This is a genomic window from Nonomuraea sp. NPDC050394, from assembly GCF_044459065.1.
In the GTDB taxonomy this organism is placed as follows: domain Bacteria; phylum Actinomycetota; class Actinomycetes; order Streptosporangiales; family Streptosporangiaceae; genus Nonomuraea.
This window is the reverse complement of the sequence record NZ_JBITIO010000001.1, coordinates 485,768-499,359: the sequence shown is the minus strand read 5'-3', so window position 1 is coordinate 499,359 and position 13,592 is coordinate 485,768. Positions and strand designations below refer to the sequence as shown.

The following is a 13,592-nucleotide window of genomic DNA, read 5'->3' as shown; positions in this document are numbered from 1 at the left end:
GGCCGGTAGCATGCCTGGCGATCGAAAGGAGCTCACTCGTGCCATATCGCCTCACGGTGATCGGGACCGGATACCTGGGTGTCACGCATGCCGCGTGCATGGCCGACCTCGGATTCGACGTCCTGGGCCTAGACATCGACGCGGACAAGATCCGCCGCCTCCAGAACGGTGAGCTTCCCATCCACGAACCCGGGCTGGAACCCGTCCTGCGCCGCGGGCTCGAGTCCGGCCGGCTGCGCTTCACGACCTCCTACGAGGAGGCCGGGGAGTTCGGCGACGTGCACTTCCTGGCCCTCGGCACGCCGCAGAAGCAGGGCGAGTACGCGGCCGACACCTCCTACCTCGACGCGGCCGTCGAATCGCTGGCGCCGTACCTCACGCGGGACTGTCTGATCGTCGGCAAGTCGACCGTGCCCGTCGGCACCGCCGCCCGGCTGGCCGACAAGCTGGCCAGGCTCGCGCCGATCGGCGCCCAGGCCGAGCTGGCCTGGAACCCCGAGTTTCTGCGGGAGGGCCACGCCGTACAGGACACGATGCACCCCGACCGCATCGTCGTCGGCGTGCGCTCCGAGCGGGCCGAGAAGATTCTGCGCGAGGTTTACGAACCGCTGGGCGAGGTGCCCATGGTCGTCACCGACTTCGCCACGGCCGAGCTGGTCAAGGCGGCCGCGAACTCGTTTCTCGCCACCAAGATCTCCTTCATCAACGCGATGGCCGAGGTCTGCGAGGCGGCCCACGCGGATGTCCAGCAGCTGGCGACCGCGCTCTCCTACGACGACCGGATCGGCGGCAAGTTCCTCAACGCCGGGCTCGGGTTCGGCGGCGGCTGCCTGCCCAAGGACATCCGCGCGTTCATGGCGCGCGCCGGCGAGCTGGGCGCCGACCAGGCGCTGACGTTCCTGCGGGAGGTCGACGCGATCAACATGCGGCGCCGGGCCCGCATGGTGGACCTGGCGCGCGAACTGGCCGGTGGCTCGTTCCGCGGCTGCACGGTCGGCGTGCTGGGCGCCGCGTTCAAGCCCAACTCCGACGACATCCGCGACTCCCCCGCGCTCGACGTCGCGGCCACGATCGGCGAGCAGGGCGGCGCCGTCACCGTCTACGACCCGATCGCCCTCGACAACGCCCGCAAGGCCCACCCCGAGCTCAACTACGGCACCTCGGCCGTGGACGCCGTCCGTGGGGCACATGTCGTCCTGTTGCTCACGGAATGGCAGGAGTTCGTGGACCTCGACCCCGAGGCCATCGGCACGGTGGTCGCGGAGCGCAAGATCGTCGACGGCCGCAACGCCCTCAACGCCACCGCCTGGCGCGCCGCCGCCTGGCACTACCGCGCGCTCGGCCGCCCCTGACCCACCCCTTTCCCATCCTGTATGGCCGCCTCTGACCCCGCCCTTTCCCATCCGGTACGGCAGGCCCCCGGCCCACGCCACCCGCCGACGCGGGCTGACGCAGGTCGGGGGGGTCGCTTCTCACGTCGGACGTGGTCCCCGCCGCAACGGCCATCCATGGACCACCTGGACCGGAAACCCTTCGCCTGCCCCTTGGACCGGCGTCTCTTCCGGCAGTCGCCCGGACCGCGCTCCTTCGCCGGCCCGCCGGACCCTCACCCCTGGCCCGAGGTGTGGGGGTTCAGGTGGATGTCAGGCTGGTTATGAAGAGTTCGGCCTCGGCTTCGCCCATGCCGGTTTCGCCGCGTACCAGGTAGATCGCCTGTTGGCGGTGGCCTTCCGCGACCAGGTTGCGGACCCGGCCCGCCAGGTCGCCCGTGTCCCGGCGGGGCAGCGACGGGCGCATGCCGGCGAATGCCGGGTGGTCGGTCAGCCTGCGGCGGCCCGCGGCCACGTCCTCCACCAGGTCCTTGGCCTCTTTCAGGCCGAGGCGGGTGCGTTCGCGGACGATTTTGATGGCCTGGATGGTCTTTCCCTGCCGCAGCAGGCGGAGGACTTCCTGCTCGGTGTCAGCGGCCGAGTGGAGTGAGGGAGGCGGTGCGTTTCGCTCGCCCCGGCGCCGACCGGCCAGCGTCACCAGGCTCACGCCCACCGCGGCCGCCACCACAGCGAGGATCAGCAGTATCTCCATCAGCCCGAGTCCCATGCCCCGCATGATATTCACGGCCGGACTCGATGGCACCCCTCGGGAGGTGGCCCCCGCTCAGTGCGCCCAGGGCGTGAACCGCAGGCCGGAGTGCAGGGGCGTCCACACCGTGGTCAACCTCTCCTACGACTCCTGCGTACGCCTGGGCGTGAACCGCAGGCCGGAGTGCAGGCCCGCCGGACGGCCGCCGGTGGCGGGGAGGACGGACAGCAGGGCTCCCCTGCCGATGACGCCGGAGAAGACGGACGCGTCCAGGCCTTCTGGCGCGTAGAGGCCGGGGGCGAGGCTGCGGTAGGTGACCGGCGGGGCGGCGCCGGCCGGGACCCCGCAGGCCTCGTAGGTGGCACGGTGGTCGTCGTCGTAGGGCTCGAAATGGTTGGTGACCCGCAGCACGTCGTCGTCGACGTCGACCACGACGCGGCTCTGGAACGAGCCGTACTCGCCGGCCAGCTCGGGACCGGGACGCTCGGGCGGGCCGCCGAAGGGCGGGGTCACCGCGCGTCCCGTCACCTCTTCGATCACGGCGATGTGCAACTGGTCCTGGAGCAGGACGTTGGCAGGGCCGGTGCCGAAGCTGGTGATGACCGTGTCGTACTCCGGCAGGATCGTGAAGGCCGAGTTACCGCCGGGTGAGGTGCCGCCGTGGAAGGCGGCGGTGGTTCCGGCGATGGGCTCAAGCCACCAGCCGAGCCCGATGGGCGGCGCCTGCGGGATGCCCAGGTCGAAGGTCGGGGTCAGCATGGCCTTCACCGAATCGGCCTCGATCACGCGGGTGCCGTCCTGGGCGAGGCCGCCGTTCAGATGCATGCGGCCGAACGCGAGCATGTCCGCGACGGTGACGATCGGCGTCCCGCCCGCGGCCCCGATCGATTCGGGGACGCTGAACAGCGACGTCGCGCGCAGGGCCATCGTCTCCATGTCGAAGAAGGCGCCGACGGCCGTGCGGCGCAGGAACGCCTGGGTCTGAACGGCGGTGGCGTCCCGCATGCCGCACGGCTCGAACAGGTCGCGCCGGATCGCCACCTCGTACGGCAGGCCGGTCTGCTCCTCGATGATGCGGCCGGCGAGCACGAATCCCGGGTTCGAGTAGTGAATGCACGTGCCCGGCTCGAACAGGACGTTCACGTTCCGCAAATGCTCCACGTAATCCCGGTGGGCGTCCCTGCCGCGTACCGCGCTGGGCACGAGCCCGTCGGCGTCGATGCCGTTGGTGTGGTTGACCAGCATCCGCACGGTGATCCGGTCTGCCGCGGCCGGGTCGCGCAGGCTGAACTCGGGCACGTACCGCCGCACCGGCGCGTCCAGGTCGACGGAGCCGCGCTCGACGAGCTGCAGCAGCATCGTCGTGGTCAGGACCTTGCCGACCGAGCCGAGCAGCCATGCGGTGTCCTCGGTGAACGGCTGGTCCGTGTTGAGGTTGGCGGTTCCCCGCGCGAGCGTGAGCCGCTCGCCGCCCACCGAGACGCCGATGACGGCACCCGCCACCGCGCCGCCGGCCAGCGACTCCTGAAGCGTCTCGTCAAGGCGCCGCCGAATCGATTCCATCGTTTCCATCCCCCTAGTCGTACAAGGTACGAAGTCGTCGTACCTTGTACGATTAACGTATTGTTACGCTGTACGAGATGTCAACTCAGGACCAGAACCAGCCGCGGACGCCCCTCTGGGCCCGTCCCGCCCCGGCGGTGCGGCAACCACGGTTCACGCGGGAGCAGATCGCGAAGGCGGCGATCGCGATCGCCGACGCGGAGGGGTTCGCGGCACTGTCCATGCGGCGGCTCGCCGACGAGCTCGGCGCGGGCACGATGACCCTGTACCACTACGTGCCGAGCAAGCAGGACCTGCTCGCGCTGATGAACGACGAGATCCTGAGCGAGCTGGCCGGCCCCGGCGAGGGCCTGTCCACCGTGCCTGGCCCCGCCTGGCGCGACGCCCTCGCCCGCTTCGGACGGGGCCTGCGCGCGATCTCGGAGCACCGCCCCTGGGTGATCACGGTCCTGGGCAGCAAGGACATCGGCCCGAACGGCATGCGCGCCCTTGAACGAGTCCTCGCCTCGCTGGCCGGCACGCCCTTCAACGCCGAGGAGAAGCTGGAGCTGATCGCGCTCATCAGCTACTACGTGGCCGGCTACACCACGCCCGCGAACCCGGCCGAGCAGCCCGGCGAGGAGTGGATCAACGGCGTCGCCGCCTTCGTCACCTCACGCCTGGAAACCGGGGAGTTCCCGCACATCCAGCAACTCCTGGACGGCGACGACGCCGAAGCCTTCGTCCGCCGGCTGGACACGCAGACGGCCGGCGACGAACAGTTCGAACGCGGGCTCACGCGGATCCTCGACGGGATCGAGGCCGAGCTCGGACGGCGTTGGCCTGCCCGCGACACTTCGTGATCTCATGGCAGGTGAGCCGATTCCCAAGCGGAGGGCGATGCCGTGAAACCCGGTCCGATTCTCGCGATCGTCGCTGGAGTGCTCGTCAACGTCGGGGTGGTCCTCGTCGTCGTCTACGCGATGGTGATCGGCGCCGCGTCCTCCAGGCTCCCCTGGAAGTCCGTCAGCGAGCCCTTGGTGTTGCGGCCGGTCCTCGACGTGCGGGACGCGCCCTGCGCCGCCGGCTGGATCGCCGGCCAGGACAACGCCGCCTGCTACCAGCTCGACCAGGCCACGGAGGTCACCGCCGAGAAGGCGACGGCGAACTTCGGGGCGTCGGGGCAGTGGGTCATCCAGGTCACGCTGAACGAGGCGGACGGTCGCGAGTTCACGGCGCTGACGGAGAAGGTCCACCAGCTACCGCAACCGCGTAACCAGCTCGCGATCGTCATCGGCGGCAAGGTGATCAGCGCGCCGGCCGTCCTGGAGCCGATTCCCGGACGGACCCTGGAGATCACCGGCGGGTTCGACAAGAAATCCGCCGAGGAACTGGCCGCGCGGCTGGGCGGCGGCTGAGCCGCCTAGGACAGCTCCGCGGCCTCGGCGCGCAGCTTCTCGCCCTTCGCGTACGCCTGCCGCTTCAGGTCCTCCTGGAAGGTCACCATGCGCTGCCTGAGCGCGGCGTCGGAGGTGGCCAGAATGCGGACGGCCAGCAGCCCGGCGTTGCGGGCGCCGCCGATCGCGACGGTGGCCACCGGCACCCCGGCCGGCATCTGGACGATGGACAGCAGGGAATCCATGCCGTCCAGGTACTTCAGCGGCACCGGCACCCCGATCACCGGCAGCGGGGTCACCGAGGCGAGCATCCCGGGCAGGTGGGCCGCGCCGCCGGCGCCGGCGACGATGACGCGGATGCCGCGGGCGTCGGCCTGCCTGCCGTACTCGATCATCTCGGTGGGCATGCGGTGCGCGGAGACCACGTCGGCCTCGAAGGGGACGCCGAACTCCGCGACCGCCTCGGCGGCCGCCCTCATCACGGGCCAGTCGGAGTCGCTGCCCATCACGATGCCGATCATGTGTACTCCCCTGTCGTGAGGTAGACGGCGGCGTGGCGGGCGCGGGCCCGTACCTCGTCGAGGTCCTTGCCGAGGGCGGTCACGTGACCGATCTTGCGGCCGGGACGCACGTCCTTGCCGTAGAAGTGGACCTTGACGGCGGGGTCGTGGGCCATCACGTGCTCGTAGCGTTTGAAGAGGTCGGGGTCGTCACCGCCGAGCAGGTTGACCATGACCACGTACGGCGCGGTCATGGCCGGCGAGCCGAGCGGCAGGTCGAGGACGGCGCGCAGGTGCTGCTCGAACTGCGAGGTCAGCGCGCCCTCGATGGTCCAGTGGCCACTGTTGTGGGGGCGCATGGCCAGCTCGTTGACGACCAGGCCGTGCTCGGTCTCGAACATCTCGACGGCCAGCAGGCCGGTCACGCCCAGCTCGTGGGCGATCTTCAGGGCGATGCGCTGGGCCTGGGCGGCGTCCTCCGCGTCGAGCATCGGGGCGGGGGCGACGACCTCGACGCAGATACCGTCCTCCTGGACGGTCTCCACCACGGGGTAGCTGACGCCCTGGCCGTGGGGTGAGCGGGCCACCAGCACGGCCAGTTCCCGCTCGAACGGCACGAAGGCCTCGGCCATCAGCGGAATCCCGCTCTGGAACGCCTCCCTGACCTGGGTGGCGTCCCGGCACACCCAGACGCCGCGCCCGTCGTAACCGCCCCTGACCGCCTTCAGCACGACCGGCCAGCCGTGCTCGGCGGCGAACCGCTCGACCTCACCGGGCTCGGCCACCCGCGACCACGCGGGGCACGGCGCGCCGATCGCGGTGAGCCGCTCGCGCATGACCGCTTTGTCCTGCGCGTGCACGAGCGCGTCGGCACCCGGGTGTACGGCGTGCCCGTCGGCGGCCAGTTCCCTGATGTGCTCGGTGGGCACGTGCTCGTGGTCGAAGGTGATCGCGTCACAGCCCTTGGCGAACTCGCGCAGGTCGCTCAGGTCACGGTAGTCACCGACGCGGGTGTCGACGATCACGCGAGCCGCGCTCTCGTCGAGCGCGTTGGCCAGTACGCGCAGCTCGACACCGAGCGCGATCGCGGGCTGCTGCGTCATCCTGGCCAGCTGACCGGCGCCGACGACACCGACGACCGGCCCGATGGGGCGGTAAGAGGGGCTGCTCACGTGCCCAGAGCATACCGTCGCCCACCGTCACGGCCGTACGCCGGCCAGGTCCCTGCGCGAACCCACGGTCCGCACCTTGTTGCCGGGCGTCGGTTCGCTGACCAGGCTCACGATCGACGTCGACGGTCAGCCGGTCGGGACGCACCCGGGCGGGCTCGGCGGCGACTTCGTCGCGCACCGGGTCTTCGTCGGGGAAGCGCACCCCCGACGAACCGGCCGGGTCGGTGAGGAACGTCAGGTGGCGTTGCGGCACGAGCCGGGCCCGCCGCACGGTGGCCGGAGCTGGGCGGGCCGGCGGCCGGTGGAACGGTCGTGCCGCCGCAACCGGCCGTCGCCATGGACAGGCCGGCGAGCAGGGCGATCAGTTGACGCGGCAAGGAGGAGTCCCTGAGGTCATGGCCGTCCGGGGTCATGTCCCCGAGCTGAACCGCACATTAGTGCCCCAGAAATGCAAATACCCGTCATAGGACGATATTTGTAGACCCCTAATTTGGTGCGTGGTTGATGATTCATGTTGAGGCTAGGGGTTCGCCCCCGGACCTGGACCGGTACCCTGGGAGCGACGTTGCCGGATATGCGCAGTGGATCGGAAAGGACCGAGGACGAGACGTGGAGTTTGTGAAGCGCCTCTACCAGCGGTTCGCCACCCTGGTTCACGAGCTGGCCAAGTTCGGCACGATCGGCGCGCTCGCCTTCGTCGTCGACGTCGTCGCCCTCAACCTGTTCCGGCAGGGCTTCGGCCCGCTGACCTCGCTGGTGTTCGCCACGATCATCTCCACCACCTTCGCCTACGTGGGCAATCGCTGGTGGACCTTCCGGCACCGCGAGCAGAGCGGCCTCGGGCGCGAATACTTCCTGTTCTTCCTGTTCAACGGCATCGCCCTGCTGATCAGGCTGCTGGTGACCGGCTTCACCACCTACACGCTCGGCCTGCACGACCTGCTGAGCTACAACATCGCCAACGTCATCGGCGTCGGCCTCGGCACCCTGTTCCGCTTCTGGTCCTACAAGCGCTGGGTGTTCCTGGAGGCCACGGAGCCGATCCCCGCCGAGCTGCCCGAGGTCGAGAGCCGGCAGCGGTGACCGAACCGCGCGTGGGCCGCTGAGGCCTCAGGCGGGTCCGGTCACCACACGGCTCGGGCGCTTCTCCTCGGCCGGGCGCAGGAACAACGAGAAAACCGCGGGGCGGCGCCGTACGAGCTCCAGCCTTCCGCCGTCGGCGGCGGCCAGCGCGCGGGCGAGCGTCAGCCCGAGACCGGTGCCGCCACCCCCGCTGACGTTGCGCTCGAACACCCGGCCGGCCAGGTCGTCGGCGATGCCGGGGCCCTCGTCGGCCACCTCGATGACCACGTAGTTGTCGCTGCGGCTGGTCGAGACCTTGACCGTGCCGCCGCCGTGACGCAGGGAGTTCTCCAGGAGCGAGGCGACGACCTGGCCGAGTCCGCCGGTGGTGCCCAGCGCCTCCAGGCCACGCTCGCCTTCGAGCAGCAGGTCGCGCCCGCTGCCGCGGAAGACCGGCGCCCACTCGGTGACCTGCTGGACGAGCACGTCGTCCACGGTGATGGGCTCGGCCTGGGAGTGCCGCTGCCTGCGGGCGGCGGCGAGAAGTTCGTCGATCACCGCGGTGAGCCGCTCGGCCTGCACGATGGCGGCGTCGCCCTCCTCGCGCACGACCTCGGGGTGGTCGGCCGCGGCCACGATCTCCTCCAGGCGCATGGTCAGCCCGGTCAGGGGCGTGCGCAGCTGGTGGGAGGCGTCGGTGGCGAACTCCCGCTCGCGGGTGAGCAGGTCGGAGATCCGGGTGGCGCTGCGGTCGAGGACCTCTGCCACCCGGTCGAGTTCGGGTATGCCGTACCGGTGTTTGCTGGGCCGGGCGTCACCTGAGCCCAGGCGTTCGGCGATCTTGGCAAGGTCCTGGAGGGGGAGCGTCAACCTGCGGGACTGGACGATGGCCAGCCCCACGGCGACGGCCAGAGCCGCGACGGCCAGAGCCACGATGAGAAGCAGGCGTGCGCGCACGTCCTGCTCCACCTGGTCCTTGTCGCGGCTCACCCGGACGTAGATGCCGCTTTCCGACTGGGCGTCCTCCGTCATCTGGTGACCGGACGGCGGCGGCGCGCCGACGATGGTCGCCTTGGGGGGGTTGCCCCGCTCGTAGATCTGGATATATCGCTCTGGATACTTCTGCTCCAGCTGCTGGGGGTCGAGAGGCGTGTCCTGGATGCGAGCGTATTCGACCTCACCCACCAGCCGCGTCGCCTCCGCCCTGAGCTCCTGGGAAGCCTCGTCGACGATCAGGCGGCTGACCACGAGGCCCAGGGGGACCCCGAGTAGCAGAACCGCGATGACGGCGACGAGCAGGGTGGAGGAGAGCAGGCGGCGGCGCATCGCCTACTCGCGTTCGAAGCGGAAGCCGACTCCCCGGACGGTGGTGATGTATCGGGGCTTGGCGGCGTCGTCGCCCAGCTTGCGGCGCAGCCAGGAGATGTGCATGTCGAGGGTCTTGGTGGAACCCCACCAGTTGGTGTCCCAGACCTCCCGCATGATCTGCTCCCGGGTGACGACCTTTCCGGCGTCACGTACCAGTACGCGCAGCAGGTCGAACTCCTTGGTGGTCAGGTGCAGCTCCTTGTCGCCCATCCAGGCTCGGCGGGAGTCGGCGTCGATGCGGACGCCCTGCACGACCGGGGTCTCCGAGGTGCCGCGGCGCAGCAGCGCCCGCACCCTGGCAAGCAGCTCCGCCAGGCGGAACGGCTTGGTGACGTAGTCGTCGGCGCCGGCGTCGAGTCCGACGACGGTGTCCACCTCGTCGACGCGTGCGGTCAGGATCAGCACCGGCGTGCCGTGGCCTTCGGCCCGGATCCGGCGGGCGACCTCCAAGCCGTCCATTTCCGGTAGCCCGAGATCGAGAACTATGAGATCGATGCCGCCCGACAGGGCCCTCTCCAGGGCCTGCGGGCCGTCGGGACTCACCTCAACCTGATAACCCTCGCGACGCAGGGCGCGCGCGAGCGGCTCGGAGATCGAGGTGTCATCCTCGGCGAGAAGTACGCAGGTCATGAAGCGATCGTAGGACCTTAGGCGATCGTTTCCCGGGCACAGCGCGCGGTTTGACTTGTCGTTGACCTATCCATTGACCTGGGCAAACGATGATATACGTTGGTTATTGGCGATTTACCCACCCGGCCAAACACCCCCATGCTCCTCCCCGCCCAACCGGCCTGTGCGTCCTCGGCGTGTCGCGGCTTCGCCGTACGAGAAGAGGGCCGGACGAAAAGAGGGCCGGACGAGAAGAGGGCCGCACGAGAAGAGGGCCGGACGAGAAGAGAAGCGCCCGCCGGAACCCCGGCGGGCGCTTGGTGAATCCTCTAGCTGGCGGACGGCGGCTCCGCGTAGCGGGCGAGGTAAAGCTGCTCGCCCAGCGACTGGATCAGAGCGAGCTCCGTCTCCAGGTAGTCGATGTGGTGCTCTTCGTCGGCGAGAATGTCCTCGAAGACGCGCGCGGAGGTCGCGTCGCCCTTTTCCCGCATGAGCAGGATCGCCGGCCGAAGCCGCTTCACCACCGACATCTCGACGTCCAGGTCCGCCTTGAGCTGCTCTTCGACCGTCTGTCCGATGTGCAGCGTGCCCAGCCGCTGGTAGTTGGGCAGGCCCTCCAGGAAGAGGATGCGGTCGGTGAGGCGCTCGGCGTGCCGCATCTCGTCGATCGACTCGGCGCGCGTGTGCTCGGCGAGCTTGGTGTAACCCCAGTTCTCCTGCATCTTCGCGTGCAGGAAGTACTGGTTGATCGCGGTGAGCTCGGCGGTGAGCTGCTCGTTGAGCAGCTCGATGATCTGCTTGTCGCCCTGCATGGACGGGCCCCTCGTGCTAAGCGGTCGTCAGTTCTTCAGACCGCTTCAGGATCGCACAGATCTTGCGCACGCAAGATGCACAGTCGCCGCCGGCGCCTGTGGTGTCGCGGATCTGCCGCACACTCTTGGCGCCGGACGCGATGCAGTCGTGGACCTCATTTTCGGTCACAGCACGACAAACGCATACGTACATCCGGGGGCAGCCTCTCGCAAGACATAAGGTTAGGCACGCCTAAGATACCTCACTTCGGTAAGGCTTGCCTATGTTAGGTGTGCCACACGGACACTACCTACCAGAGAGGACATTCCCCCTAGGGGGTATGTTTCAGTGACCCCGCTTGATCCACTCCTCCAGATGCGGGGCCTCCGCGCCGATCGAGGTCGAGTCGCCGTGGCCGGTGTGGACCCGGGTTTCGGCAGGTAGCGTCAGCAACCGACCCTTGATCGACTCGACGATCGTCTCGAAGGAGGAGTACGACCTGCCGGTCGCGCCGGGACCCCCGTTGAAGAGCGTGTCGCCGCTGAACAGCGCGGTGAGCTCGGGCGCGTAGAGGCAGACCGCTCCCGGCGAGTGGCCGGGGGTGTGGATCACCCGCAGCTCGATTCCGCCGACCTCCAGCTTGTCGCCGTCGCTCAACGGCTCGTACGTCACGGAGTCGCCATAGACCTGCTCCCACAGCACCTGGTCGGCCGGGTGCAGCAGGATCGGCGCGTTCAGCTCGGCCGCGGCGTTGATGTGGTCGTTGTGGGCATGCGTGCAGACGATCGCCTTGATCCGCCGGCCGCCCACGCGCTCGGCGATGGCCGACGCGGAGTGCGCCGCGTCGATGACGATCACCTCGCGGGCGTCGCCGACCAGCCAGACGTTGTTGTCGACCTCCCAGGTGCCGCCGTCCAGCGAGAACGTCCCCGAAGTGATCACTTTGTCGATCATGCGTTGTCTCCTAGACAGGCGGGCGGAACGGTCACAGCACCACCACCGACCGCAGCACCTCACCGCGGTGCATCTTGGCGAACGCCTCCTCCACCTGGTCCAGCGCGATCTCCTCCGAGACGAACTTGTCCAGCGGCAGCCGGTTCTGCAGGAACAGGTCGACGAGCATGGGGAAGTCACGGGAGGGCAGGCAGTCGCCGTACCAGGAGGACTTGAGCGCGCCGCCGCGGCCGAAGACGTCGAGCAGCGGCAGCTCCAGCGTCATCTCCGGCGTCGGCACGCCGACCAGTACGACGGTGCCGGCCAGGTCGCGGGCGTAGAAGGCCTGCTTGTAGGTCTCGGGACGGCCGACGGCCTCGATCACGACGTCGGCGCCGTTGCCGCCGGTCAGCTCGCGGATGGCCTCGACGGGGTCCTGCGAGCGGGAGTTGACGGTGTGGGTGGCGCCGAAGCCCTTGGCCCACTCCAGCTTGCGGTCGTCCACGTCCACGGCGATGATCGTCCCCGCTCCGGCCAGCGAAGAGCCCAGGACGGCCGCGTCACCGACGCCGCCGCAGCCGATCACGGCCACGCTGTCGCCCCTGCCGACGCCCCCGGTGTTGATCGCGGCGCCGATGCCGGCCATGACGCCGCAGCCCAGTAGCCCGGCCACCTGCGCCGGCGCCTCGGCCGAGACCTTGGTGCACTGACCGGCGGCGACCAGCGTCTTCTGCAGGAACGCGCCGATGCCCAGGGCGGGCGAGAGCTCGGTGCCGTCGGCCAGCGTCATCTTCTGCTTGGCGTTGTGGGTGGCGAAGCAGTACCAGGGACGGCCGCGCAGGCAGGCGCGGCACTGGCCGCACACCGCGCGCCAGTTGAGGATCACGAAGTCGCCCGGCTCCAGCCCGGTGACGCCCTCGCCGACCGCCTCGACGGTGCCGGCGGCCTCGTGGCCGAGCAGGAACGGGAAGTCGTCGTTGATGCCACCCTCCCGGTAGTGGAGGTCGGTGTGGCAGACACCGCACGCCTGCACGTTCACCACCGCCTCGCCGGGACCCGGGTCCGGCACCAGCACGGTCTCGACGGAAACTTCCTGGCCCTTGCCTCTGGCGATGACGCCACTGACTTCGTACGGCATGCCAGTCATCTTGCTTTCAAGAGGAAGATCTTCGCAAGACATAGGGCTGCACCACGCCGAGCCCCCGAGCAGGGCGACGCCGGATCCTGAGCACGTCGAGGCCCGGCTGCCCGGCGAGCTCGGCGGCCAGGCCGGCGTCCACGACGATCGTGCCGGGCCGGGCGATGGCGGTGAGGCGGGCGGCGAGGTTCACGGTGGTGCCGAAGACGTCGCCCATCATCTGCAGCACCGGCCCGTAGGCCAGTCCGATGCGCAGTTCGTCCGCCTCGACCAGTTCGAGCGCGATCCGCGCGGCCACCCCGGCGGACGGCGCGCTGAACAGCACCTCGTCGCCGAGCGTCTTGACCAGCCGGGCGCCGTGGGCGGCCACCACGTCCGCCGCCCGCGCCTCGAAGCCCTCCACCAGCGCCGCGAGCTGCCGTTCGTCGAGGTCGCGGGCGCGCCGGGTGAAGGAGACCAGGTCGGCGAAGCCCACCGCGATGTTGACCTTGGCCATCTCGGTCTCTTCGCTGATGTCGGCCAGCGCGAGCATCCTGGTGCCCGCGGCGGCCAGCTGTGCCCGCCAGACGTGCACGAGCACGTGCTCGAAGTCGGGCAGCAGGTTCTGGGCGGTCTCCAGCACCGCCGCCAGCTCGCCGTCGCTCGCCTCGGCGTCCTTGGGCAGCATCGCGCCGACCATGATCTCGGCCTGCCACTGCGCCAGCCTCGCGGTGGTACGGCCGAGCGCGCGGGTCATGCGCAGCACGGTCTGCTCGTCGAGCAGGCCGCTGTCCAGCATGGTGCGCACCCGCCCGAGCGCGGCCACGTCGGCGTCGCTGAAGGCCACCGCGTCGTCGGACAGCGTGGCGAAGCCGAGGGCACGCCAGATCCGCTCGGCCAGCTCCTGGGAGACCCCGGACTTGGCCGCGACCTCCGCGCGCGTGTAGCGGGCGGGCGTGCCGACCAGCAGCCGCTCGATCTCCTCGGCCGTGGGACGGCCCGGTGTCTCCACGCCCGCGGG

At 69.8% G+C, this 13,592-nt stretch carries 15 protein-coding genes; 4 read left to right on the top strand and 11 right to left on the bottom strand.

Annotation, left to right across the window (positions count from 1 at the left end):
- Window positions 1-38: 38 nt before the first annotated feature.
- Complete coding sequence (locus ACIBKY_RS02535; RefSeq protein WP_397093812.1) at window positions 39-1,352, top strand: UDP-glucose dehydrogenase family protein; 1,314 nt, start codon at window positions 39-41, stop codon at window positions 1,350-1,352.
- A gap of 280 nt (window positions 1,353-1,632) precedes the next feature.
- On the opposite strand, the gene ACIBKY_RS02530 is transcribed toward ACIBKY_RS02535, so the two are convergent.
- Window positions 1,633-2,097 carry a ribosomal protein L7/L12 gene (locus ACIBKY_RS02530; RefSeq protein WP_397093811.1) on the bottom strand — a complete coding sequence of 155 codons (465 nt, stop codon included), beginning with the start codon at window positions 2,095-2,097 and terminating at the stop codon, window positions 1,633-1,635.
- 123 nt (window positions 2,098-2,220) lie between these two features.
- Window positions 2,221-3,642, bottom strand: coding sequence for a serine hydrolase domain-containing protein (locus tag ACIBKY_RS02525; RefSeq protein WP_397093809.1), 1,422 nt, complete (start codon window positions 3,640-3,642; stop codon window positions 2,221-2,223).
- A gap of 77 nt (window positions 3,643-3,719) precedes the next feature.
- Between ACIBKY_RS02525 and ACIBKY_RS02520 the strand changes: the two genes are divergently transcribed.
- Window positions 3,720-4,484 carry a TetR/AcrR family transcriptional regulator gene (locus tag ACIBKY_RS02520; RefSeq protein WP_397093808.1) on the top strand — a complete coding sequence of 255 codons (765 nt, stop codon included), beginning with the start codon at window positions 3,720-3,722 and terminating at the stop codon, window positions 4,482-4,484.
- 42 nt (window positions 4,485-4,526) lie between these two features.
- The gene (locus ACIBKY_RS02515; RefSeq protein ID WP_397093806.1) at window positions 4,527-5,039 is read left to right on the top strand and encodes a SecDF P1 head subdomain-containing protein; all 513 of its coding nucleotides are present in this window, start codon (window positions 4,527-4,529) and stop codon (window positions 5,037-5,039) included.
- A gap of 5 nt (window positions 5,040-5,044) precedes the next feature.
- On the opposite strand, the gene purE is transcribed toward ACIBKY_RS02515, so the two are convergent.
- Both purE and ACIBKY_RS02505 read right to left on the bottom strand, forming a co-directional pair.
- Window positions 5,045-5,539 (bottom strand): 5-(carboxyamino)imidazole ribonucleotide mutase, encoded by a 495-nt coding sequence (gene purE, locus ACIBKY_RS02510; RefSeq protein WP_397093804.1) that lies wholly within the window; start codon window positions 5,537-5,539, stop codon window positions 5,045-5,047.
- On the bottom strand, window positions 5,536-6,690 hold the full coding sequence (locus ACIBKY_RS02505) for a 5-(carboxyamino)imidazole ribonucleotide synthase (RefSeq protein ID WP_397093803.1): 1,155 nt from the start codon (window positions 6,688-6,690) through the stop codon (window positions 5,536-5,538). The genes purE and ACIBKY_RS02505 overlap by 4 nt, the downstream gene beginning before the upstream one ends.
- 609 nt (window positions 6,691-7,299) lie before the next feature.
- Between ACIBKY_RS02505 and ACIBKY_RS02500 the strand changes: the two genes are divergently transcribed.
- On the top strand, window positions 7,300-7,773 hold the full coding sequence (locus ACIBKY_RS02500) for a GtrA family protein (RefSeq protein WP_397093802.1): 474 nt from the start codon (window positions 7,300-7,302) through the stop codon (window positions 7,771-7,773).
- Window positions 7,774-7,800: 27 nt separating this feature from the next.
- On the opposite strand, the gene ACIBKY_RS02495 is transcribed toward ACIBKY_RS02500, so the two are convergent.
- From ACIBKY_RS02495 to ACIBKY_RS02465, 7 genes are all read right to left on the bottom strand, one after another.
- Window positions 7,801-9,078, bottom strand: a complete 1,278-nt coding sequence (locus ACIBKY_RS02495) for an ATP-binding protein (RefSeq protein ID WP_379609939.1) — start codon at window positions 9,076-9,078, stop codon at window positions 7,801-7,803.
- Window positions 9,079-9,081: 3 nt separating this feature from the next.
- Window positions 9,082-9,750: a response regulator transcription factor gene (locus tag ACIBKY_RS02490; protein ID WP_012888073.1), complete on the bottom strand. Its 669-nt coding sequence runs from the start codon at window positions 9,748-9,750 to the stop codon at window positions 9,082-9,084.
- 308 nt (window positions 9,751-10,058) lie between these two features.
- Window positions 10,059-10,541, bottom strand: coding sequence for a bacterioferritin (bfr, locus tag ACIBKY_RS02485; RefSeq protein WP_397093799.1), 483 nt, complete (start codon window positions 10,539-10,541; stop codon window positions 10,059-10,061).
- 16 nt (window positions 10,542-10,557) lie between these two features.
- Window positions 10,558-10,734 carry a bacterioferritin-associated ferredoxin gene (locus ACIBKY_RS02480; protein ID WP_184957801.1) on the bottom strand — a complete coding sequence of 59 codons (177 nt, stop codon included), beginning with the start codon at window positions 10,732-10,734 and terminating at the stop codon, window positions 10,558-10,560.
- A 132-nt stretch (window positions 10,735-10,866) separates the two neighbouring features.
- A complete protein-coding gene (locus ACIBKY_RS02475) occupies window positions 10,867-11,475 on the bottom strand; it encodes an MBL fold metallo-hydrolase (protein ID WP_397093797.1) in 609 nt (202 codons plus the stop codon).
- Between the two features lie 31 nt (window positions 11,476-11,506).
- Window positions 11,507-12,592: an S-(hydroxymethyl)mycothiol dehydrogenase gene (locus tag ACIBKY_RS02470; RefSeq protein ID WP_379609942.1), complete on the bottom strand. Its 1,086-nt coding sequence runs from the start codon at window positions 12,590-12,592 to the stop codon at window positions 11,507-11,509.
- Window positions 12,593-12,608: 16 nt separating this feature from the next.
- The gene (locus tag ACIBKY_RS02465) at window positions 12,609-13,583 is read right to left on the bottom strand and encodes an adenylate cyclase regulatory domain-containing protein (RefSeq protein ID WP_397093795.1); all 975 of its coding nucleotides are present in this window, start codon (window positions 13,581-13,583) and stop codon (window positions 12,609-12,611) included.
- Window positions 13,584-13,592 lie beyond the last annotated feature (9 nt).

Coding starts and splice junctions, on each gene's coding strand:
- ACIBKY_RS02495 (WP_379609939.1), bottom strand. CDS start 9,078: ATGCGCCGCCGCCTGCTCTCCTCCACCCTGCTCGTCGCCGTCATCGCG.
- ACIBKY_RS02490 (WP_012888073.1), bottom strand. CDS start 9,750: ATGACCTGCGTACTTCTCGCCGAGGATGACACCTCGATCTCCGAGCCG.
- ACIBKY_RS02475 (WP_397093797.1), bottom strand. CDS start 11,475: ATGATCGACAAAGTGATCACTTCGGGGACGTTCTCGCTGGACGGCGGC.
- ACIBKY_RS02520 (WP_397093808.1), top strand. CDS start 3,720: ATGTCAACTCAGGACCAGAACCAGCCGCGGACGCCCCTCTGGGCCCGT.
- ACIBKY_RS02470 (WP_379609942.1), bottom strand. CDS start 12,592: ATGCCGTACGAAGTCAGTGGCGTCATCGCCAGAGGCAAGGGCCAGGAA.
- ACIBKY_RS02530 (WP_397093811.1), bottom strand. CDS start 2,097: ATGGGACTCGGGCTGATGGAGATACTGCTGATCCTCGCTGTGGTGGCG.
- ACIBKY_RS02480 (WP_184957801.1), bottom strand. CDS start 10,734: ATGTACGTATGCGTTTGTCGTGCTGTGACCGAAAATGAGGTCCACGAC.
- ACIBKY_RS02525 (WP_397093809.1), bottom strand. CDS start 3,642: ATGGAATCGATTCGGCGGCGCCTTGACGAGACGCTTCAGGAGTCGCTG.
- bfr (WP_397093799.1), bottom strand. CDS start 10,541: ATGCAGGGCGACAAGCAGATCATCGAGCTGCTCAACGAGCAGCTCACC.
- purE (WP_397093804.1), bottom strand. CDS start 5,539: ATGATCGGCATCGTGATGGGCAGCGACTCCGACTGGCCCGTGATGAGG.